Source organism: Mesorhizobium sp. WSM4829, from assembly GCF_055811475.1.
Map to the genome: position 1 here is coordinate 63,809 of NZ_JBVVQJ010000022.1, position 21,921 is coordinate 85,729.

General features: G+C 64.6%; 19 protein-coding genes. 11 read left to right on the forward strand and 8 right to left on the reverse strand.

Going from position 1 to position 21,921, the window contains the following annotated elements; translation table 11 throughout:
• Window positions 1–98: 98 nt before the first annotated feature.
• The 5 genes from AC0L17_RS20945 to AC0L17_RS20965 all read right to left on the reverse strand — a co-directional run bounded on the left by AC0L17_RS20945 (window position 99) and on the right by AC0L17_RS20965 (window position 4,614).
• Window positions 99–1,115: an ABC transporter permease gene (locus AC0L17_RS20945; RefSeq protein WP_023799033.1), complete on the reverse strand. Its 1,017-nt coding sequence runs from the start codon at window positions 1,113–1,115 to the stop codon at window positions 99–101.
• A complete protein-coding gene (locus AC0L17_RS20950; RefSeq protein ID WP_473517222.1) occupies window positions 1,112–2,743 on the reverse strand; it encodes a sugar ABC transporter ATP-binding protein in 1,632 nt (543 codons plus the stop codon). The genes AC0L17_RS20945 and AC0L17_RS20950 overlap by 4 nt, the downstream gene beginning before the upstream one ends.
• 175 nt (window positions 2,744–2,918) lie before the next feature.
• Complete coding sequence (locus AC0L17_RS20955) at window positions 2,919–3,869, reverse strand: substrate-binding domain-containing protein (protein ID WP_023799031.1); 951 nt, start codon at window positions 3,867–3,869, stop codon at window positions 2,919–2,921.
• 284 nt (window positions 3,870–4,153) lie between these two features.
• A complete protein-coding gene (locus AC0L17_RS20960) occupies window positions 4,154–4,372 on the reverse strand; it encodes an EamA family transporter (RefSeq protein WP_473517264.1) in 219 nt (72 codons plus the stop codon).
• Between the two features lie 35 nt (window positions 4,373–4,407).
• Window positions 4,408–4,614 (reverse strand): hypothetical protein, encoded by a 207-nt coding sequence (locus AC0L17_RS20965; RefSeq protein WP_128171069.1) that lies wholly within the window; start codon window positions 4,612–4,614, stop codon window positions 4,408–4,410.
• Between the two features lie 232 nt (window positions 4,615–4,846).
• Between AC0L17_RS20965 and AC0L17_RS20970 the strand changes: the two genes are divergently transcribed.
• From AC0L17_RS20970 to AC0L17_RS21000, 7 genes are all read left to right on the forward strand, one after another.
• Entirely contained in the window at window positions 4,847–6,286 is a 1,440-nt protein-coding gene (locus AC0L17_RS20970; RefSeq protein ID WP_473517223.1) for a LuxR C-terminal-related transcriptional regulator, read from the forward strand.
• Window positions 6,287–6,373: 87 nt separating this feature from the next.
• Complete coding sequence (locus AC0L17_RS20975; RefSeq protein ID WP_023799025.1) at window positions 6,374–6,598, forward strand: hypothetical protein; 225 nt, start codon at window positions 6,374–6,376, stop codon at window positions 6,596–6,598.
• A gap of 261 nt (window positions 6,599–6,859) precedes the next feature.
• Window positions 6,860–9,346 (forward strand): DNA ligase D, encoded by a 2,487-nt coding sequence (gene ligD, locus AC0L17_RS20980; RefSeq protein WP_473517224.1) that lies wholly within the window; start codon window positions 6,860–6,862, stop codon window positions 9,344–9,346.
• An 89-nt stretch (window positions 9,347–9,435) separates the two neighbouring features.
• A complete protein-coding gene (gene ku, locus AC0L17_RS20985) occupies window positions 9,436–10,350 on the forward strand; it encodes a non-homologous end joining protein Ku (RefSeq protein WP_023799023.1) in 915 nt (304 codons plus the stop codon).
• Window positions 10,347–11,450 (forward strand): tetratricopeptide repeat protein, encoded by a 1,104-nt coding sequence (locus AC0L17_RS20990; protein WP_473517225.1) that lies wholly within the window; start codon window positions 10,347–10,349, stop codon window positions 11,448–11,450. The genes ku and AC0L17_RS20990 overlap by 4 nt, the downstream gene beginning before the upstream one ends.
• Before the next feature lie 215 nt (window positions 11,451–11,665).
• The gene (locus AC0L17_RS20995) at window positions 11,666–12,310 is read left to right on the forward strand and encodes an alpha/beta hydrolase family protein (protein ID WP_473517226.1); all 645 of its coding nucleotides are present in this window, start codon (window positions 11,666–11,668) and stop codon (window positions 12,308–12,310) included.
• Window positions 12,311–12,319: 9 nt separating this feature from the next.
• On the forward strand, window positions 12,320–13,090 hold the full coding sequence (locus AC0L17_RS21000; RefSeq protein ID WP_473517227.1) for an exodeoxyribonuclease III: 771 nt from the start codon (window positions 12,320–12,322) through the stop codon (window positions 13,088–13,090).
• A 280-nt stretch (window positions 13,091–13,370) separates the two neighbouring features.
• Here AC0L17_RS21000 and AC0L17_RS21005 read toward each other — a convergent pair whose 3' ends face one another.
• Entirely contained in the window at window positions 13,371–13,835 is a 465-nt protein-coding gene (locus AC0L17_RS21005) for a GFA family protein (protein ID WP_473517228.1), read from the reverse strand.
• Between the two features lie 218 nt (window positions 13,836–14,053).
• Here AC0L17_RS21005 and AC0L17_RS21010 point away from each other — a divergent pair, with 218 nt between their 5' ends.
• The 3 genes from AC0L17_RS21010 to AC0L17_RS21020 all read left to right on the forward strand — a co-directional run bounded on the left by AC0L17_RS21010 (window position 14,054) and on the right by AC0L17_RS21020 (window position 18,852).
• Entirely contained in the window at window positions 14,054–15,535 is a 1,482-nt protein-coding gene (locus AC0L17_RS21010) for a WD40 repeat domain-containing protein (protein WP_473517229.1), read from the forward strand.
• 81 nt (window positions 15,536–15,616) lie between these two features.
• Window positions 15,617–16,783, forward strand: a complete 1,167-nt coding sequence (locus tag AC0L17_RS21015; RefSeq protein ID WP_473517230.1) for a tetratricopeptide repeat protein — start codon at window positions 15,617–15,619, stop codon at window positions 16,781–16,783.
• Between the two features lie 53 nt (window positions 16,784–16,836).
• Window positions 16,837–18,852: an amidase gene (locus AC0L17_RS21020; protein WP_473517231.1), complete on the forward strand. Its 2,016-nt coding sequence runs from the start codon at window positions 16,837–16,839 to the stop codon at window positions 18,850–18,852.
• A gap of 59 nt (window positions 18,853–18,911) precedes the next feature.
• On the opposite strand, the gene AC0L17_RS21025 is transcribed toward AC0L17_RS21020, so the two are convergent.
• Entirely contained in the window at window positions 18,912–19,241 is a 330-nt protein-coding gene (locus AC0L17_RS21025) for a hypothetical protein (protein ID WP_023799016.1), read from the reverse strand.
• Between the two features lie 177 nt (window positions 19,242–19,418).
• On the opposite strand from AC0L17_RS21025, the gene AC0L17_RS21030 reads away from it, so the two are divergent.
• On the forward strand, window positions 19,419–21,041 hold the full coding sequence (locus AC0L17_RS21030; RefSeq protein WP_473517232.1) for an ABC-F family ATP-binding cassette domain-containing protein: 1,623 nt from the start codon (window positions 19,419–19,421) through the stop codon (window positions 21,039–21,041).
• Between the two features lie 67 nt (window positions 21,042–21,108).
• Here the strand turns inward: AC0L17_RS21030 and AC0L17_RS21035 are convergent, their stop codons facing one another.
• Complete coding sequence (locus AC0L17_RS21035) at window positions 21,109–21,540, reverse strand: SAM-dependent methyltransferase (RefSeq protein WP_473517233.1); 432 nt, start codon at window positions 21,538–21,540, stop codon at window positions 21,109–21,111.
• Window positions 21,541–21,921 lie beyond the last annotated feature (381 nt).

Consider the following 21,921-nt stretch of genomic DNA (forward strand, 5'->3'; position numbering starts at 1 on the left):
CCAAGCTGGAACACCCCTCATCCGACCTCGCTTCGCGAGGCCACCTTCTCCCACAAGGGGAGAAGGTAAGATCGCGTCGGCGCCGCGCCTTCCAACCCTCACCGCCTTACCCGCGATTTCAGCCAGCGGTCGAAGGCCACGGCGAGGATCAGGATCAGGCCGATGACGATGCTTTGCGTGTAAGACGAGACGTTGTTGAACTGCAGCCCGTTCTGCAGCACGCCGATCAGTGCCGCGCCCACCACCGTGCCGCCGACCGAGCCAATGCCGCCGAACAGCGAGGTGCCGCCGATGACCACCGCCGAGATCACCGTCAGCTCGTAGCCGATGCCGGCGACGGCTTCCGAGGAATTGAGCCTGGCCGACAGCACGAAGGCGGCAAGGCCGGCGAAGAAGCCGACGATGATGTAGACCGAGATCAGGATGCGGTCGACGCGCAGGCCGGACAGCCGCGCTGCCTCGGCATTGCCGCCGACGGCGTAGACGGCGCGGCCGTAGCGCGTGTAGCGCAGGACGATGTGGCAGAGGATCGCCGCCGCCGCGAAGATGATCGCCGGCACCGGCACCGGGCCGATCAGCCCGGTGCCGAACCAGCGCATCGAAGCGTCGAAGCCGGAGATCGGGCCGCCATTGGAGATCGTCAGCGTCAGGCCGCGAAAGACGGTGAGGCCGCCGAGCGTGACGACGAAGGGCGGCACTTTCAGCCGGGTGATGGCAAAGCCCTGGACGCCGCCGGCCAGGGCGCCGACGACGACGGCTGCCAGAAGGGCTGCGAACCAGCCATAGCCTTGTGCGCCGGACGTCGACAGCGACAGCGTGTTGGCGGTGCCGCCCTTGGCCACCACCGCCGCGACCATGCCGCAGAAGGCCAGCAGCGAGCCAACCGACAGGTCGATGCCGGCGGTGAGGATGACGAAGGTCATGCCGAGCGCGATCAGCCCGGTGATCGAGATCTGCCGCATGATGTTGAAGATGTTGATCGGGTCGATGAAGCTCGGCTTCAGCACGGTGAAGACGACGATCAGCAGCGCCAGGAACATCAGCGGTCCGAAGCTCATCAGCAGGCGCGCGACATTGATGCCGCCGCGCTGGCTCTGTTCGGTCGTGCTGGTCATTGCGTCGCTTCCTGCGTTTGATCGAGCGCCATCAGTTCCATCAGTTTTTCCTCGGTCGCCTCGATACCTGGCATCTCGCCGGTGATGCGGCCGCGCCGCATGGTGACGATCCTGTCCGACACCGCAAGCACTTCGGGCAATTCCGACGAGATCATCATGATGGCGATGCCGCGCCCGGCGAGCTGCACCAGGATCTGGTGCACCTCGGCCTTGGCGCCAACATCGACGCCTCGCGTCGGCTCGTCGACGATCAGCACCTTGGGGTCGCGCGCCAGCCAGCGGGCGAGGATGACCTTCTGCTGGTTGCCGCCGGACAGCCCCTCGATGGGCTGCTCGGGCGAGGCCATGCGGATCGACAGCGTTTTTCTGTAGCTCGCCAGCGCCTGGCGCTCGCGGCGCTCGGCCATGAAGCCGAGAGCGTTGGAGTAGCGGCCGAGCGCTGCGACGGAAAAGTTGGTGAGAATGCCGAGCGCGGCGAAGATCGCCTGATGCTTGCGGTCTTCCGGCACCAGGCCGATGCCGAGGGCGATGGCGTCGGCGGGTGTTTCAGGCGCGATCGTCTTGCCGTCGAGGGTGATGGTGCCGGCGGCGATGCGGTCGGCGCCGAAGATGGCGCGGGCAAGCTCGGTGCGGCCGGAGCCGACGAGGCCGGCGACGCCGAGGATCTCGCCCGCCTTGAGGTCGAGATCGATGCCTTCGAGCACGATGGCGTGCGGCGCCTGCGGATCGCGCACCGTGCGCAGACCGCGCACGGAAAGCCTGACGTCGCCGGCGACATCGCGCAGCGTCGGCCTGGCATAAAGCTCGGACGCGGCGCGGCCGACCATTTTCTCGATGATTTTCGGCAGCTTGATCGGCCCGCCATCGCGGTCGAGATGGCCGGCCAGCCTGCCGTCGCGCAGCACCGTCATGCGGTCGCAGATCGCGGAGGCCTCTTCCAGCCGGTGGGTGACGAACATGATGGCGACGCCGTCCTTGCGCAGCCGGCCCATGATCGACATCAGTTTTTGCACTTCGGCTTCGGTCAGCGCCGAGGTCGGCTCGTCCATGATGATGAGCCGGCTCTTCAGCGACAGCGCGCGGGCGATCTCGACCAGCTGCTGCTCGGCCACCGACAGCGCAGACACCGGCGTCGCCGGGTCGAGGTCAAGGCCGACGCGGGCGATGATCGCGCGCGAGTCTACCTCCATCTTCCGCCAGCTGACCAGGCCGAAGCGCCCAAGCGGCGCGCGGCCGATAAAAATATTCTCCGCCACGGTCAGCGTCGGGATCAGGCTCAGTTCCTGGTAGATGGTGACGATGCCGAGGCGCTTGGCATCCTGCGGATTGTGCGGATTGAATTCGACGCCGTCGAAGACGATGCGGCCGCTGGACGGCGGCATCACGCCGGACAGGATCTTGAGCAGCGTCGACTTGCCGGCGCCGTTCTCGCCGAGCAGGCCGAGGATTTCGCCGGGCCGAACCTCGAGCGAGACATCGCTCAGCGCGGTGACGCCGGCAAAGCGCTTGGTCACGCCCTCGACGGCGAGGAGGGGGAGAGATGGCGCGATGGCTTCAGCTGTGGGCAAAGGTTTCTCCCTGATTGCGATTGGCCGCGGGACAGCGCCCGCCTCTGTCCTGCCGGACATCTCCCCCACAAGGGGGGAGATTGCGCCTTGATAACTGGTTTCGCCAATCACCAGCGTTGCAGAGGGAGAGCCGGCGTCGAAGCTGCCAATCTCCCCCCAAGTGGCGGAGATGCCCGGCAGGGCAGAGGGGGGCGCGACAGAACGCTGCTTTCGCCACGGCGCGCCCTGGACCCGCCTACTTCGTTTCGCCCAGCCTTTCCGCCTTGTCGAGATTGTCCTTGCCGATGACGATCGGCGTCAGCAGCACAAGCTTTTCCTTCGGCTCGGTCTTGTCCCTGGCATAGGCGACGGCGATCTGCACCGCGGTGCGCGACTGCTCGCCGGGGAACTGTTCGACGGTGCCGGCCAGCTTGCCGTCGCGCACGGCGACCAGCGCTTCGGGAAGCGCATCGAAGCCGTAGATCTTGACGTCGGTGAAGTTGCGCGCCGCGCAGGCTTCAACCGCGCCCAGCGCCATGTCGTCATTGGCGCAGATGATCGCGTCGGGCTTGCCGTTGGCGGCAAGGCCGGCCTCGGTGACCGAGAGCGCCTCGGCGCGGGCGAAATTGGCGGTCTGCTCGAAGATGATCTGGTACTTGTCCTTCATCGGGTCGAGAACGTTGTGCACGCCCTTGTTGCGGTCGATCGCCGGCCCGGCACCTGGCTGGCCCTGCAGATGGAAGATCTTGGCGCCGTTCGGGAAAGCCGCCACCATGGCCTGCGCTTCGGCCTCGCCGCCCTTGACGTTGTCGGCGCCGACATGGGCGAGGATGCCTTCGACCCCGTCGACGCGGCGGTCGATGGTGACGACGGGGACGCCGGCCTGGATCGCTTGCTCGATGGCCGGGGCCAGCGCGTTGACGTCGAGTGGCGAGATGACGATGGCGTTGACCTTCTGCACGAGCGCTGCCTCGATATCGGCGGTCTGCTTGGGCGCCGAGTTCTGGCCGTCGCTTTCGACAAGATTGACGCCCTGCGCCTGAGCTTCCGCCTTGATCTGGTTCAGCATGTGCACGAAGAACGGAAAGCCGAGGCTCGGCACCGAACCAAGGATGGTCAGCTTGTCCTGGGCGAAAGCCAGTTGCGGAGCGGCCAGCGCCATCGTGCCCATCGCCACGGACGACAGCAGGAATTCACGTCTGTTGATCAATTTAGTCTCCTCCCACATGAGCGCCTGAACCCGAAAACCGGTTCCGGTTTTCCGAAAATTCCTGCGTCGATCCAGAAATGGAGTGTCCTTTGAGCGCCCAAGGGACGCAACGGCGCTCCAGCCGGTCCACCGCGACGTTCTCCTCCGCTCGGCGCCGGCGGGCGGATGCTAGCCAAGGCCGGAGATTTGCGCAAGAACGGGCGGGCGGCTTCGCGGGGTTCGCCGGACTGCCGGGATGATCTCTCAGTTTGCCACCGCCGGCTTGCTGATTTTGTCGGTTGTCAGAACAGAGCGCTGACTTTGGCGAGGCTGATCCAGTAGCCTGGCCCGGATTTCGTTCCCCATTCGAGCCCCGTCAGCGGCGCGACCATGAGCCCCGCGATCAGGCAGCGCATGCCCACGGCGCTGAGCGGATCGAGATGATCCAGCACAATCTTCTGCGCAACATTGCCGAAGCCCCAAAAGGCAGCGGCAAGCAGAAGCAGACAGTTGGCCTGCACCAAAGCTTGCGCCGCAAAGGGCGGATCGCTGGTTGCTAGCGGGCGGCGAGCTTGTCCCACCGCTTGCAATACAGGCGGACGCCGACGGGCATGATCTCATAGCCGGCGTCATTCAACTGCAGCTTCATCTCCTCGAAATGCCGCTTTGAGCCGCTGACGATCGATTCAGGCGTGTAGTCCCAGCCGTTGCGGGCGGCATTGGCCAGGATGTCGGCATAGAGGCGCATGCTCGTGATTTTCACATCCGATTCCAGCACCTGCCTGCATCCTCTTGCGAACGACGGCGACTGGGCGGCGGAAAAACTCAAGATCGTGCATGCCAGCATTATAGAAACAGGACGCATGGAAACCTCCCCCGGATTGCCGCTTTTTGCGGCAAACGACCTTGCAATTTGTGCGCCTGCGACGGGATCGGGCAGATGCAGTATTCGGCCTCCTGCATTTGTAGTATTCTGTCTTGGGACGGGTTCCACCATGACGGTCAATGACGCTTCGAAAGCGCAGACGCTCGATGCCTTGTCGGGTCGCGAGCGCGCGGTCGCGGAAAAATTCGCAACCGGCATGACCTATCGCGAAATCGGCGATGCACTTTTCATTGCCCCGACCACTGTTCGCACCCACCTTGCGGCCATCTACGAAAAACTTGGCGTGCGCACCAAGATCGGGCTCGCGGCGTATTTTGCCGGCGCTTCCGGCGCTCGGCCGGGCGGGCAGTCACGTCCGTCGGACGCTCCGCCGGTGCTCGCCATATTTCCGATCGAATGCCTGAATTCCGAACAGCGCTGGCGCCGCTTTGCCGACGGCCTGTCGTCAGACATCACCATCAACCTGGCGCGATACGCGGGCTTGCCTGTCATCGCCTTCCACACGATGAAATCGCTGGGCAGCAAGCCGGCCGATTTCGCGGCGGACGGCAAGGCGCTCGGCGCCACCTATTTCGTATCGGGCCAGTTGCGTGCGGACGACCAGAGGATTCGCTTGACGATAGAGCTTGCCGATGCCCGCAGCGGCGTCGACCTGTGGAGGGAGCGCTACGATCGCCCGGCCGAGGACATTTTCGCGCTGCAGGACAGCCTGGCCGAAAGCATCATCAACGTGTTCGCCGGCAGTTATGGAACGCTGGCCACGGTCGGCCGCAATGCGGCTCGCCGCAAGCCGCTGGCCAGCTTGCGGGCCTACGATTTTTATCTGCTTGCCCTCGAACAGCACACCATGTTCAGCCGCGCCAGCAATGCCGAGGCGATCCGCTTGTTTTCGCGCGCGCTGGAGCTTGATCCTACCTTCGCAAACTGCTGGGCCGAACTCGCCTACGCCTATTCGATCGAGGCCTGCAACGGCTTTGGCGACGACGTGCTGACGTCGATCGAGAACGGGTGGATCACGGCCGAAAACGCCTTGCGTCTCGACCCGACGGACAGCTGCGCTCACGCATGCCTTGGCAATGTCAGGGCATGCCTTGGCGATCTCGAAGGAGCGGAGCGCGCGCACCGGCGGGCTCTCGAATACGGCTCCAACCACGCCGGCATACTGCTGCTGCTCGCCGGCAGCAAAGCGCTTGTCACCGGCGATCCAGCCGAGGCGATCCCGCTCATCGAGCGTGCCATGCGCCTTAATCCATTGGCCCCGCCCTGGTATTTCGGCATGCAAGGCCGCATCCTGTTTGCCGCCGGCAGGCATCGGGAAGCTGTCGCGGCGCTCCGCAGGAGTTCGCCGGAGTCGCCGGACGTGCTGATGTTCCTGGCGCTTTCGCATGCGGCCATGGGCGAGACCGGCGAGGCGGCGCGCGCCGCGGCCCGCTTGAGAGCCGATTTTCCAGGCTTTTCGGTCGAACGCTTCATCGCAGGCTATCCGGTGACCAACCGGGACGCCTTGCTTGCCATCCGCCACGCTGCCGAACTGGCGAAGCTGCCGTAGGCGAGTTGAAAAATTGACACGACCGTCTGTCTCGGCCATCCTTATGCCAGCCGTCTTCTCCTGCGGCGGCGTGTGTATGAGCAGTCTATGGCCAGTTCCGTCACCAGCCAGAATTCCAAGCGCGCTGCAGTGCGCAGGGCGCTCGGCCGCCACAAGGTCTACATCACCGCACAGAGCTTTTCAGCCGGCGCCTACAAAGCGCGTGTCCTCGTCGACGGCGAGGCTTATTGGGTCGACGAATTCCGGCTGAGCCAGCTCCAGCAGGGTCTGTCGCCGGCCGAGCTCGAACTGACGCCGGCCACCGACGATTGAGCCCGTGTGACCTCTCGTCATTCCAGGAATATTTCGGGGCGCTGGCGGGACAGCGCCCCCCTCTGTCCTGCCGGACATCTCCCCCGCAAGGGGGGAGATTGGATGTCATGAATGCTTTCGCCAATCTCCAACGTCTAAGAAGGGACGCCAAGGCAGAAGCTGCCAATCTCCCCCCTCGTGGGGGAGATGTCCGGCAGGACAGAGGGGGGCGCGAAGGAATGAGACGCTGGCTGCTGACTGCCGCGCGCTTCGATCTTTGATATGCCAGCTCCTTCCAAACTCAAGGCCTATCGCGCCAAGCGCGAATTCCGCAAAACGCCGGAGCCCGCCGGCGGGCCGGTTGCCGCAGAAGGCAATCGCTTCGTCGTGCACAAGCATCACGCTACGTCAGACCATTACGATCTTCGCCTGCAGGTCGGCGATGTGCTGAAGAGCTGGGCGGTGCCTCGCGGCCCGTCGCTCAATCCGGCCGACAAGCGGCTGGCGGTCGAGACCGAGGACCATCCGCTTGAATATATCGACTTCGAAGGCGTCATTCCCGAGGGCGAATATGGCGGCGGGCCGATGATCGTCTGGGACACCGGCGTCTGGGCGCCGATGGACGATGTCGAAAAGAGCCTGCGCACCGGCTCCTTCAAATTTCGTCTCGCCGGCGAGAAGCTGAATGGCGGCTGGATGCTGACCAGGTTGAAACCGAAGCCCGGCGAGGATGAGGGCAAAAAGAACTGGCTGCTGTTCAAGGAGCGCGACCTCGCCGCCGATGCCAGGCTCGACATACTGGAAGCCCGGCCGGAAAGCGTCAAATCCGGCCGTCGCATCGAGGAGCTGGTGGCAACCCCGAAGCCTGCCGCAAGGCCTGCGAAACCGGTGGCATTGAAACCCGGTGCGCTGCCGGGTGCGGTCAAGGCGCCGCTGCCTTCCCGGATCGAGCCGCAGCTGGCCACGCAGGTTCCGAAGCCGCCGGGCGGCGAAGGCCCTGCCGAAAAAACGCGCGAAATCTGGCTGCACGAGATAAAATTCGACGGCTACCGCACCATGGCGCATCTGGCCGACGGCGCGGTCAAATTGATCACCCGCGCCGGCCTCGACTGGACCAGGCGCTATGGCGACCTGCCGCTCGCCTTTGCCAGGCTGCCCTGCCGCGATGCGATCATCGACGGCGAGGTCGTCGTGCTCGACGCCAGGGGCATCAGCCGCTTTGCCTTTTTGCAGGAGGCGCTGGCCGAGGGCGCCGGCAACAAGCTCCACTACTATGCCTTCGACCTGTTGTATCTCGACGGCTGGGACCTGACAAAAGCGCCGCTCGGTCGGCGCAAGGCGCTGCTGTCGCAATTGCTGTTAGGCCTGGGCGCCAACTCCGCCATCCAGTTCTCGGACCACGTCGAAGGCGATGGCCAGGCGCTCTACGACCAGGCCTCCGAGATAGGGCTGGAAGGCATCGTCTCCAAGCGCGCCACGGCGATCTACCAGAGCGGCCGCACCAAGACGTGGACCAAGACCAAGGCGCTGAAGACCGGCGATTTCGTCATCGCCGGCTACACCACCTCCGCTGCAGCCGAGGGGCTGGCCGCGCTCGGGCTCGGCGAATTCGAGGATGGCGAGCTGCACTATCGCGGCAAGGTCGGCACCGGCTTCGACGCCGCCACCGCGAACGCGTTGCTGGCCCGGCTGGAGCCGCTGCGCGCCGGCGCGTCTGCACCCGAAGGCGTTCCACGCGAGATCATGCGCGAGATGAACTGGGTGCGGCCTCTGCTTTCGGCGCATATCCACTATGCCAACCGGACCACCGACAATGCGCTGCGCCATGCCGTGTTCCGCGGGCTGCGCGACGTCGGCCTGTCGACGCCTGTATCGGCCAAGCGCAAGCGGCTGATCGCCGAGGCCGACCTCGCCACGATCTGGGTGACCAACCCGACGCGGCGGCTGTTCGGCAGAACCGGACCGACCAAGCTCGATATCGCCGTCTACTACGCGCTGGTCGGCGACTTCATGCTGCCGCACATTTTGGGCCGCCCGGTGTCGTTGGTGCGCTGCCCGACCGGCAAGCCGCAGGACTGCTTCTTCCAGCGCCATGCCTTCACCGGCATGCCGAAATCGGTGGCGACTTTTGAGGCGACCAATTCCGAGGGCGAGACCAAATCCTACCTGTCGGTCGAGGACGCCAAGGGCTATCTGGCGCTGGCGCAGTTCGGCGTCGTCGAGTTCCACACCTGGGGCACCCATCGCACGCGCCTCGACAAACCCGACCTGATCGTCTTCGACCTCGATCCCGGTGAGGGGGTTGGCTGGCGCGAGGTGGTCGAGGCGGCGGTGCATATCCGCGCCGAACTGGAGGCGATGGGGCTGGTGCCGTTTGCCAAAACCTCGGGCGGCAAGGGCATCCACATCTCAGTGCCGGTGACGCAAAAACAGAACTGGAAGAAGCTGCACCAGGCGACCAGCGCCATCTCCTCGGCATTGGCCGCCACGGCGCCCGACACCTTCACCACCACCATGGGCAAGGACAACCGCAAGCGGCGCATCTTCATCGACTTTCACCGCAACGCGCGCGGCCACACTTCGGCGGCACCCTATTCGCTGCGCGCCCGCACAAACCTGCCGGCCTCGACGCCGGTGAGCTGGTCCGATCTGGAATCCATCGACGCTCCGGAAGATTTGAATTATTCTTCACTGCCGGGGCTTCTGGCCACCTCCGGCGATCCCTGGGCCGACATGGAAGATTTCGCTAGGGATTTGCCGGTATTGTGAGGGCGATGTAGGTTTTGCGCAGCGTCGTTCGTCCTTTGGACGAAGCGCTGCGAAAAGTTCGACAGTGCACGGCCGCGTAGGAGAGTTTCATGGCGCCCAGGGCAAGTTGGAAAGGTTACCTCAAGCTCAGTCTCGTCAGCTGTCCGGTCCGGCTGTATCCGGCGACGAGTGCCAGCGAGCGCATCAGTTTCAACCAGCTGCACAAGGACACCCACAACCGCATCAACATGAAGCCGGTCGATCCCGAACTCGGGCTGGTCGAGCGCTCGGATCTGGTCAAGGGCTACGAATACGAGGACAAGCAGTACATCATCATCGAAGATGCCGACCTCGAGGCGGTGCGCATCGAATCCAACCACACGATGAACATCGAAGCCTTTGTCGACGAGCATTCGGTCGACGTCATCTATCAGGACGCCCCCTACTACCTGGCACCGGATGGCGCGATGGCCGAGGAAACCTTCGCCGTGCTGCGCGAAGCGATGCGCAAGTCCGGCAAACTGGCGATCGCCCGGCTGGTGCTGTCCAGCCGCGAGCGCGTGGTGACGATCGGCGCGCGCGAGAACGGCATGTTCGTCTGCACCTTGAGGAACCCGAACGAAGTGCGCGGCACGGCTGAATATTTCGGCAACATCCCGGCCGGCAAGCCCGACCCCGAAATGCTGCAGCTTGCCGAAGCGCTGATCAAGCAGAAGGAAACCACCTTCGATCCGAAGAACTATGAGGATCGCTATGAGATCGCGCTGATGGCGATGATCCGCGAGAAGCTCAAGGGTCACAAGCCGATCATCGCGGCAGCGCCCGAGCGCGGCAACGTGATCAATCTGATGGATGCGCTGAAGGCCAGCCTGTCGCAATCGGCCAAGCCGCCGGCCAAGAGCAAGAGCAAGGCCGATGAAGCGGCGAAACCGGCAACGAAATCCGCCAGGGGCGGCGCCGGCGCGGCCAAGGAAAATCCGCTCAAGGCCAATCTGCTCAAGGCCGTCGGCAAGAGCAAAGGGTGACAGCGCGCATTGGTATAATTTCCGGCAGCGTCTTCGGCGCCATCGGCGCGCTGGCGGCGTTCCCGCTGAGGCTGGCGGCGCGTGAGGTCGAGCGCCAGCAGGGCCAGTTGCGGCGCGGCGTCAACAGGCGCACCAGCCATGTCGTGTTCGGCCGCACATTTCTGGCCAAGGCCGGGGATGCCGAGATCGAGCGCCGCGTCGCCGCCGAGCATGCGGCCGGGCGCAAGCTGATCAGCGAAAACGGTTTTTTGCGCCTGCTCGGGCTGATCAAGACGCCGGAGGCCTCGGCGCTGTCGCGGCAGTCGCTTCTCGATCAATCGCGCTTGGCCGCCGCCGACCTCGACCTGTTGTCGCTTTTCGATGCCTTCGAGCATGATTGCGAACCCTATTCGTTTCGCGACCTGATCCTGGCCCGCAAATATGCCGGGCTGATTGCCGGCGGCGCCTCGTGGGGGGCGATCGCGCGCTCGGTGCACCGCAGCGGTCCGATCGCCTCGCTGACCGCCAAGTCGCTGAATGTCGGCTCGCAGCATGGGCGTGCCGATCAGATCTACCTTGAAGGCGGCCAGAGCGAACTCGACGGCCAGTTGCTGTTCGATTTGGGGTCGCCGGATGACGACACGCTGGAAGAACTGTTCGCCGATGCTGAAGCCGCGGAAGAGGCTGAAGACCACGAGCAGGCGGCGGCACTCTACCAGCGCTGCCTGGCCATCGATCCGAGCGATGCGATCGCCGCCTTCAACCGCGCCAACTGCCTGCGCGCCGCCGGACGCGCGGCCGAGGCGGCGCACGACTATGCCCGCGCCATCAAGTGTGACCCCGGCTTTGTCGAGGCCTGGTTCAATCTGGCCGGGCTGATGAGCGATGAGGGTCGCGAGGTCTCGGCGCGGCGGCACCTGCAGAAGGCGATAGCGCTCGACCAAAACTATGCCGATGCGGTGTTCAACCTGGCGAGGCTGGAGTTCGACGTCGGCAACCTCGCCGAGGCGCGGCGGAACTGGGCGCGCTATCTCGAGCTCGACGCCAGCTCCGAATGGGCGCGGATGGCGGCCAAGGGTATTCAGTTCATCGATTTGCAGCTGGCGCGGATGTCGGGGTGAGGGCTTCGTTTGGTCGCGCTTGAACACCCCCCTCTGGCCTGCCGGCCATCTCCCCCGCAAGGGGGGAGATTAAGCACTCAGCCGCTTTCGTCATCCTTAAACGTTGCAAGAGTAAGCGGGGCGCCCGAGCTGCCGATCTCCCCCCTTGCGGGGGAGATGGCCGGCAGGCCAGAGGGGGGTGGGACGGAACGCGGCCTCCATAAGTGGGCCACTCCATGACCACCTTCCTCCTCGACGGCCCAGAAATCGCTCCCATCACCATCCTTCTTGCCCACGGCGCCGGCGCGCCGATGGATTCTGCCTCGATGACCGCCACGGCAAAAGCGCTGGCCGAAGCCGGGTTCCGCGTTGCGCGCTTTGAATTCCACTACATGGCGGCCCGCCGCTACGGCCACCGCAAGCCGCCGCCGCGCGCCGAGACGGTGAACCCGGAATACATCAAGGCGATCGCCGACCTCAGGGCGAAGGGCGTGAACGGGCCGCTCATCATCGGCGGCAAGTCGATGGGCGGCCGCGTCGCTTCGATGATCGCCGACGAGATGTTTTCGAAGGACGAGATTTCAGGGCTGCTTTGCCTCGGTTACCCCTTCCATCCGCCGGGGAAACCGACGCAGCTTCGGACAAAACACCTCGCCGGTCTCAAGACGCCGACATTGATTTTTCAGGGCACACGCGACGAATTCGGGACCAGGGACGAGGTCGCGACGTACGACCTTTCCGACACCATCGAAATGCGGTGGCTGGAAGATGGCGACCACGATTTGAAGCCGCGCAAGAGCATCTCCGGTTTTTCGGCCGCCGATCATCTGAAGACACTCGCTGATGCGGTGAAGGCGTGGACCGAGCGCATCGTGCGCTGAAGCAGGCCGATGAAGATCGCCACCTTCAACGTCAACAACATCAACGGCCGGCTGCAGAACCTGCTCGCCTGGCTGACTGTCGCCAAGCCCGACATCGTCTGCCTGCAGGAACTGAAGGCCAGGCAGACGCAGTTTCCGCGCACAGCACTCGCCGCGGCCGGTTATGGTGCGGTTTGGGTGGGACAGCCGACCTGGAACGGCGTCGCCATACTGGCGCGGGGTTCAGAACCCGTTCTGACCCGCGAGGCGCTGCCCGGCGACGACAGCGACAACCAGGCCCGCTACATCGAGGCGGCGGTCAGCGGCATCGTCGTCGCCTGCCTCTATGCGCCGAACGGCAACCCGCAGCCCGGCCCGAAATTCACCTACAAGCTGGCGTGGCACGAGCGCCTGAACGCGCATGCGGAAGAACTGTTCGACACCGGCCTGCCGGTGGTGCTGGCCGGCGACTACAACATCGTGCCCGAGCCGCGCGACATCTATCCGACCCGCTCCTATGACGACAATGCGCTGGTGCAGCCGGAGAGCCGGGAATCCTTCGCAGCGCTGCTCGACCAGGGCTGGCTAGATGCGCTGCGCAAAGAACACCCGAAGGAGACGCTCTACACCTTCTGGGATTATCGCCGCAACCGCTGGCAGCGCGACGCCGGCCTGCGGCTCGACCATATCTTGCTGTCCAAGAAACTGACGCGCCGGCTGGCCGGGGCAGGCATCGACCGCGACGTTCGCGGCGAGCCCGGCGCCAGCGACCACGCGCCGGTTTGGGTTGAGTTGCGGTGAGGGGCGGGAGACATCCCGGTCACTTCCGACGCACCGGAAGGTGGGCGCGACCAGTGAAGCTGCCCAATCTCCCCCCTTGTGGGGGAGATGCCCGGCAGGGCAGAGGGGGGCGCGAAGGATCGCCAGCCCTAATTGAATTATACTGTCACCAGCGGAATTAACGGAAGGCACAATTGCGGTCGGTTGCCAAGCCGGCGGGACAGCGCCCCCCTCTGTCCTGCCGGACATCTCCCCCACGAGGGGGGAGATTGGCCTTCATCGGCGCTTTCGCCTTACTCCGTCAGCCCGGTCGCGCACCTTCGCGGGCGAAGGCCTCGATCAATGGCGTATACCCCTCAAGGTCGGGTTGGGTGGCGAAGCTGTGGCTGGCGGCGGTCGTGGCCCAGGGCAGCCTTTCCGACGTGAAAACCTCGACGAAGGGCACGTACCAATTGTGCTCGTCGAGCATGGTAGCGCGAACGTTGACGAAGAAGTCCAGGCCGTGCGGATGGGTGAACATCCAGTTCTTGCAGTGCGGGCAGTAGAGTTGCCGGTGCGGGCCATGCATGCCGCCGACCACCGGCTCGCCTTGCGTAACGCTGAAGCCGCTGCTTGGCACGGCCATGGTCAGGGAATAAGCGCTCGCGCTCAGCTTCTGACAGCCGGTGCAATGACAGGCCATGGTCCGCAAGGGCGGCGCACTTATGCGAAAGCGTATCCCACCGCACAGGCAGCCGCCGTCCCAGGGTAGTTTCCAATCATCCATCACTTGGCCTCGGTGCTGATTTCCCTGCCGGGCGATTCTAGCGCGCGACCGGGCAACATTGCGGCGACCGAGAGTGTCGCCAGGCCATATCGAGCGCTTTGGCGCAGGCGCGCGTTTTGCGCTCGCTGTTTCGCTCTTCGGAATTGACCGGGCATCGACAAGCCCGGCGCCGACCTGCATCATTGCGGACGAAGCGACAGCGGCGCGAGGGGAGCCCGATGAACAGGTTTGTCGACAGGCTGCTGGCAATGCTGCTGCTGGCGATCGGCATGCTCTGCTTCACACGCGTGTATTTCGCGCTGGGCGGCGGGGGCGTCGGCGACGCTTTCGCGTCGGTGCGCCTGGCTTTCTTCGGGACAGCGGGTGTTGTCTCAGCTCTTGCAGCCCTGCTGTTCTGGGCCGACCTGTTGCCGGGCCGATCGACGCTCGCTCCGAAGACGCCTCTGTTCGGCAGGGGCGCCGAACTGCAACCCGCCGGAAGACCACGCCTGCGGCGGCTCCTTGCCGTCGTTCCGTTCCTCGCCGTGCTCGCTCTGGTGGTCGACCAGCTCAGCCCGTGGTCGCGGCAGCCACAGGACGCCGGCAAAAGCCTGATCGCCGAGCAAACCGTGCCGAGCGCGCCGGAAAGCCAAGAGGTCACCAGCGCACCGGCCCCGGAACCGGAAGCGGCTCCTGCCTCGCCATCCGAGGTCGCGCTTGCCCCACCTGTCTCACCGCCGGAGCCTGCTCCAGCCCCGGCTGCGCCACCGCAGACCGTCGCGCCGCTGCCTCAGGCTCCGCCGCCGCAGCCGACGCAGCCCGATGGCCACCGCGAGCCCGTCGTCTGGCTGGCGGTGGCGTCCGACGGTCACTCGATCATGAGCGCCAGTACCGACCGCACGATCAAGCTCTGGGATATCGACGGCAAGCGCCTGATCCGCACCCTCGGCATCCACAAGGACATGGCGCGTACCGCGCTTTTCCTGCCCGATGGGGCGCGGGCGCTGACGGCGGGCGACGATGGCGAGATCGTGCTGCGCCAGCTCGCCGATGGCGCGGTGCTGCACGTCTTCTCGTCAGGCCAGATCGGCGGCGTCAACAAGCTGGCGATCAGCCCCGACGGCAAACGTGCTGTCAGCGGGCACGACACCGGCAGGGTCATCGTCTGGGATATCGAGAAAGGCTCGGTGCTGCATGTCATGCCGGGGCACGACTGGTCGATCAGCGGGGTCGCCGTCTCGCCCGACGGCACACGCGCGATCAGCGGCAGTATCGAGGGCGCGCTAAAACTATGGGACATCGGCACCGGCAAGCAGCTGCGCAGCTGGCACGGGCATGAGCGCGGCCCCTATGGCGTGGTGTTCACGGCCGACGGGCGCCATCTGATCACCGGCAGCGGCGATTATACGATCAAGCTCTGGGATCTCGACAGCGGCCGCGAAGTCCGCCGCCTCGAGGGCCATTCGGGCACGGTCTATGCGCTGGCGCTGTCGACCGACGGCAAGCGGCTGCTGTCCGGTTCGCTCGACGGCACGGCACGGCTGTGGGACATGGAAACCGGCAGCGAGACCGCGCTGTTCGACAGCCGGTCCGGACCGATCTACGCCGTGGCGTTCGCCGCTGACGGCACAGTGCTGACCGGCGGCTACGACCGCACCACCCGGCACTGGCCGGCAGGCGGCGGAGACGGGGTGGTGCTTTTCGCCGGAGCCCCAGATTGATTAGATTTTCAAGCTAGGGATATTTCGCAAGGAAAAGCTCCGCGCTAATGATTGCTGATGGGGATGGACGGATCAGCTCACATGGACAATGAAAGCGGACTGGTTGTAGCGACAGCATCCTTTGCCAGTTCCCTCAAGCCCTATCGTCGGAAGGTAATCGCGGCGGTTTTTCTTGTGCTGGCCGCCACGGTGCTGTTTTTCCCGACACGCCACTTCTATGTCCTCTGGTCGGCTGCGCAGAAGGCGAAAACCGCGCTGCTGACCGAGAACTATGTCCAGGCCTTCGGTCCGTTGACGGTATTGGCCGAGGCAGGCGATCCCGTCGCCCAGTTCGATCTTGGTTTGATGTATGGGCAGGGCCACGGCGTTGCCCAGAATGACGGGCTGGCAGTGTACTGGTTTGGCAAGGCTGCCGAGGCAGGAAATATCGAAGCCGCCTTCGCTCTCAGCCGGCTATACTATCTCGGCCAAGGCGTCAAAAAGGATGATCAGCTTGCCGTGAAGTGGGCGCGAAAGGCAGCGGACGAGGGAAATGCGGCTGCTCAATCCATGCTTGGTCTTCTGTATTCCAGAGGCGAAGGCGTTGCTCAGGATGACTTCCAAGCGGTTTCCTGGTGGCGCAAGGCTGCAGTGGCAGGAAATATAGAGGCCGCCAGCGGTCTCGGTCAGGCTTTTCATTATGGCAAAGGCGTTGAACAGGACGATCGGCTGGCCGTCATCTGGGCGCGAAAGGCTGCGGAAAACGGGGATGCGGCCGGCCAATATCTGCTTGGCATTCTCTATAATGAAGGTCGAGGGCTGGCGCAGGACGACGATTTGGCATTCGAATGGTGGATGAAGGCCGCAGTCAGCGGTCTTGCGGAAGCGCAATACAATATTGGTGTCCTTTACAGCACAGGAAGAGGCGTCGGCGAGGACGACGGCCAAGCATTCATATGGTGGAGCAAAGCCGCAAAGCTGGGAAATGTCGATGCTCAACTCGGTTTGGCGTACGCCTATGCCAACGGTGAAGGCGCAGCCAGAGACGACAAATCCGCGGAGTTCTGGTGGCTGGCTGCGGCAAAGGTCGGAAATGTCGATGCCGAAGCTGGTCTTGGGATGCTGTACTATCGCGGCATCAATGGACAACCAGACTATAAAGAGGCCGCCAAATGGCTGCTCAAGGCTTCGTCCCATGGCCATCCCGCTGTCCAGATTTATCTGGATATGATGAAGGAAGACGGTCTGTTGGACACCAAGACATTGTAGGTAAAGATCATATTTGAAACTGTTGCGGATAACAGACGTTTGGCTTTCCCAAAGTGACCGATCTCCACATCGTCGAGGCGTCGATCGCAGAGCTGCGGCGGGCGCTGGAGGCCGGCACTGTCACCAGCGTCGAGCTGGTCGGCGCGTATCTCAGGCGCATCGCCAGGTACGACCGCCATGGCATCGCCCTCAACGCCGTTCCGGTGCTCAACCCCAAAATGTTCGAGGAGGCGGCCGCGTCCGACTGGCGCCGCAGGAACGGTGCTGCGCTCGGGCCGCTGGACGGCATCCCCTATACCGCCAAGGATAGCTACAAGGTATCAGGCCTCACAGTGGCCGCGGGCTCGCCGGCCTTCGAACATCTCGTCGCCAATGAGGACGCCTTCACCATCGGGCGGCTGCGGGCCGGCGGCGCGGTGCTGATCGGGCTGACCAACATGCCGCCGATGGCCAATGGCGGCATGCAGCGCGGCGTCTACGGCCGGGCGGAAAGCCCCTACAATGCCGATTACCTGACCGCCGCCTTCGCGTCGGGCTCGTCGAATGGTTCCGGCACCGCGACCGCCGCCAGCTTCGCCGCCTTCGGGCTTGGCGAGGAGACATGGTCGTCGGGCCGCGCGCCGGCGTCGAACAACGCGCTGGTCGCCTACACGCCGTCGCGCGGCGTCATTTCGGTGCGCGGCAACTGGCCGCTGGTGCCGACGATGGACGTGGTGGTGCCGCATACGCGCAGCGTGCCCGACATGCTCGAACTGCTCGACGTGATCGTCGCCGACGACCCGAACACAAGGGGCGATTTCTGGCGCGCGCAGCCCTGGGTGGCGCTGCCGAAGAGCTCGGACGTACGGCCGCCACTCTACACCGGCCTCGAGCTGGAGGGAGCGCTGCGAGGCATGCGGCTCGGCGTGCCCCGCATGTATATCGGCCGCGATACGGAGGCCAAAATTGCGATCCAGACCCGCGCCTCGGTGCTGGAGCTGTGGCAGCAGGCGGCAGCGAATCTGCGGCGGCTCGGCGCTGATGTGGTCGAGGTCGATTTTCCCGTCGTCTCCAACTACGAGCGCGACCGGCCGGGAACAAAAAACATGGTCGATCGCGGGCTGATTCCGGCAGCATTCGCCGAGCGCGAGATATGGGACCTGTGCGTCTTCGCCTGGGACGATTTCCTGCGCGCCAATGCCGACCCTACCATTCCCGATCTCGCGTCGGTCGACGGCGCAAAGATCTTTCCGCAGCCGCCGGGCACGCTGCCGGACCGTTATGAGGACAGTTTTGATGTGGTGGGATATGTCGAGCGGGCCAAGCGCGGCGTCACGCCATTCCTAGCCATTCCCGAGCTGCAGGCCGGCGTGAAAGGCCTGGAGGCGACGCGGCGCATCGATTTCGAGGGTTGGCTCGACGCGCAACGGCTCGACGCAGTGGTGTTTCCCGCCGTCGCCGATGTCGGGCCGGCCGATGCGGATGTCAACGAGGCCTCCGCAGTGCTGGCCTGGCGCAACGGCACCTGGGTCGCCAATGGCAATCTGGTGCCGCGCCATCTCGGCATTCCGACCGTCACCGTGCCGATGGGCGCGATGGCCGATATCGGCATGCCGGTCGGCCTAACCTTCGCCGGCAAGGCCTATGACGACACCCGGCTGCTGCGGCTGGCCGGCGACTTCGAGCGTTTTGGCCAGCGCCGCAGCCGCCCGCCGCGCACGCCGGAACTTCCCGACGATGTTTTTTTCGCCCGGCCTTCCGCCCGCCGGCCCGGCGAGGCGCCGCCGCTCACGGTCGCGCTTGCCGCCGAGACGCGCCATGCCGGTGATCAGGATGAGATAACCATCATGCTCGACATCGATGGTGAGGCCGGGACCGAGATCAGCGTGAAAGTCCATGTCAACGGCGAGCCCATTCGCATGCAGCGGACCGGCGCGCGCTTCACCGGGCGTGCAGTCGTACCGGCCAAAGAGCATGAGAGAATTCACAGCGTCTGGCGCGGCGTGTACGGCTCGATCGTCACCGCCGTCGTGCGTCTTGAGGACGGACGCGCCGCCGGCGCCTACGTGGTGATCGGCGGGATCGGCTGACCGTCGCGCTTCGCCTTGTGCTACGGCGCGCCGTCTGCGGTTGGCATTTTCAATGCGCGTCAATCCGGCTTGCAGGGGTCGGCTTTTGCAGCTGCTGTCTTCTCGCCCTCCTGCTGCGCCTCGACATCCTGCTGCGAGGTGGCAAGGTTTTTATCGCCGCCGGCTTCCTGGTTGGCAAGCGGCATGGTGTTGCCGGTCTTGTTGGCCGGGCCGCCCTTTACCCTGTTACCGGTATTCGCGTCGGTTTCGAGGGGCGCGCGCGTTGCGTCTTTTGCGACGCCTGATTGAGCTTCGATCGATGCGGTCGTGTCGTGGCAGGTAGCGCTTGCCGTGCCGGCCGTCAGCCCGATCATTGAGGTGGCGAGCAAAATAGCGGTTAGGGTCTTCATCTCGTCCTCCTTCGCTGTTTGAGGTCATCTTTCTAAACTGCCGGCCCTATCTGAGGTTCCGCCAATTCAGTTCGAACTTCGAATGTGGCGTCGTATTCCGATTGATTTGCGGGCTTCCGCAGGCGCCGCCTATCGCGTATTGGCGCGGGGAAAATCCCTTGGGCGCGCGTGAAAAGCATGATTCGACTGGAAAGCATCAGCAAGCAGAACGGCCGGCAGATCGTCTTCATCGAGGCCTCCGCCTCCCTGCAGAAGGGCGAGAAGGTCGGGCTGGTCGGCCCCAACGGCGCCGGCAAGACGACGCTGTTTCGCATGATCAACGGCGAGGAGCAGCCCGACGAGGGCCAGGTCTCCGTCGATCGCGGCGTCACCATCGGCTATTTCAGCCAGGACGTCGGCGACATGGCGGGCCGCAGCGCGGTTGCCGAAGTGATGGACGGCGCCGGGCCGGTGAGCGAAGTGGCGGCGGAGATGGGCGCACTTGAAGCGGCCATGGGCGATCCCGATCGCGCCGACGAGATGGACGCCATCATCGCCCGCTACGGCGACCTGCAGGCGCGTTTCGAGGAACTCGACGGCTATGCGCTGGATGGCCGTGCCCGTGAGGTGCTGGACGGCCTCGGCTTCAGCCAGGAGATGATGGACGGCGACGTCGGAAAACTTTCCGGCGGCTGGAAGATGCGCGTGGCGCTTGCCAGGATCCTGCTGATGCGGCCCGACGCCATGCTGCTCGACGAGCCGAGCAACCATCTCGACCTGGAAAGCCTGATCTGGCTGGAACAGTTCCTGAAGAACTATGACGGCGCCCTGCTGATGACCTCGCACGACCGCGAGTTCATGAACCGCATCGTCGACAAGGTGGTCGAAATCGATGGCGGCTCGTTGACCGCTTACTCCGGCAACTATGAATTTTACCAGCAGCAGCGGGCGATCGCCGACCGGCAGCAGCAGGCGCAGTTCGAGCGCCAGCAGGCGATGCTGGCCAAGGAGATCGCCTTCATCGAGCGCTTCAAGGCGCGGGCGTCACACGCCGCCCAGGTGCAGAGCCGGGTGAAGAAGCTGGAGAAGATCGACCGCGTCGAGCCGCCAAAACGCCGCCAGAAAGTGTCGTTCGATTTCCAGCCGGCGCCGCGCTGCGGCGAGGACGTGGTGACGCTGAAGAACGTCCACAAGGGCTATGGCAGCCGCTCGATCTACGAGGGGCTGGATTTCCAGGTGCGCCGCCGCGAGCGCTGGTGCGTGATGGGCATCAACGGCGCCGGCAAGTCGACGCTGCTGAAGCTGGTCGCCGGCGCTTCCGAGCCGGACAATGGCACGGTGGCACGCGGGCCCAGCGTCAGGATGGGCTATTTCGCCCAGCACGCCATGGAAGTGCTGGAGGGCGAGCGCACCGTGTTCCAGACGCTGGAGGACGCCTTTCCGCAGGCAGGCCAGGCGGCGTTGCGCGCGCTGGCCGGCTGCTTCGGCTTTTCCGGCGACGAGATCGAGAAGAAATGTCGGGTGCTGTCGGGCGGCGAGAAGGCGCGGCTGGTGATGGCGCTGATGCTGTTCGACCCGCCCAACCTGCTGGTGCTGGACGAGCCGACCAACCACCTCGACATCGCCACCAAGGAGATGCTGATCACGGCACTTTCGCAGTATGAGGGCACTATGCTGTTCGTCTCACACGATCGGCATTTTCTGGCGGCGCTGTCGAACCGTGTGCTGGAACTGACGCCGGAGGGCGTCCACACCTATGGCGGCGGCTATACGGAGTATGTCGAGCGAACCGGGCAGGAGGCGCCTGGGTTGCGGAGCTGAGGCGCAGAGCGGCGTTGCCGCTCACCATGACCCAAACGCTCGATTCCGGAAAGGAAGCACGGGCTGCTCAGCCGTGTATCACAATTTCGCGCAGCGGATCGCCGCCGTCGATGAACAGCCGGCCTTGCGCCGTCAACGCCGCCTTGAGCCGTTGCAGGGCGATTTTTCCTGCCTCGGGATGACGCCCGTCCAGCGCGCCGACGCGCACCGCGACTGCAATGTCGAAGTGCTTTTCGTCCGCCTCCAACTGGAAATCCTCGATGGCGACCTGACGCAGGCTCAGCCGGCCCGCTGCAATCTCGGCGCGCGAGGCGGCCCTGGCCTGCGCGATGGCTTTGGCCGAGCGGTCGATCGCCAGCACGTGACCGTCGCCAATCCGGCGCACGATCTCGCGCGCTGCAGCACCTGGGCCGCAGCCGATCTCCAGCACGCGCATGCCGTGCCGCAAAGGCAGCGCGTCAACGATCGCCAAAAGCCTTGGCGATAAGTCGTTCGCCATTCCGCTTCTCCAGCCTTTCCGTGAGCCGAGATTAGCGACCATGGCTGGCGACGGGAAGGCCGACACCTGAGAGATCGCGGACATCGTCGAAGTGTTCACCGCCGGTTATTGAGGAGGGGCGCCCCTTGATCGATATCGAAGAGGCCGACGATCGATCGACTTCTCAACTGCGCGACAGGAACAGCAGGGATACTTAAAGAGAGAATAAAGGCCGAGCGGCCCGGCGTCGTTGGCCTGAGGGGGGCGGGACTGGCGCCGAGCCTAACCGGTTGGGGGGTAGATCACCGGCCAGCTGCATACATACGCTAAATCTAATTTAAGAGCAAGCTAATATAACAGTGATTCAATGTTGCGCGTTGGCGATTTTCCAGCGGTTGTTTC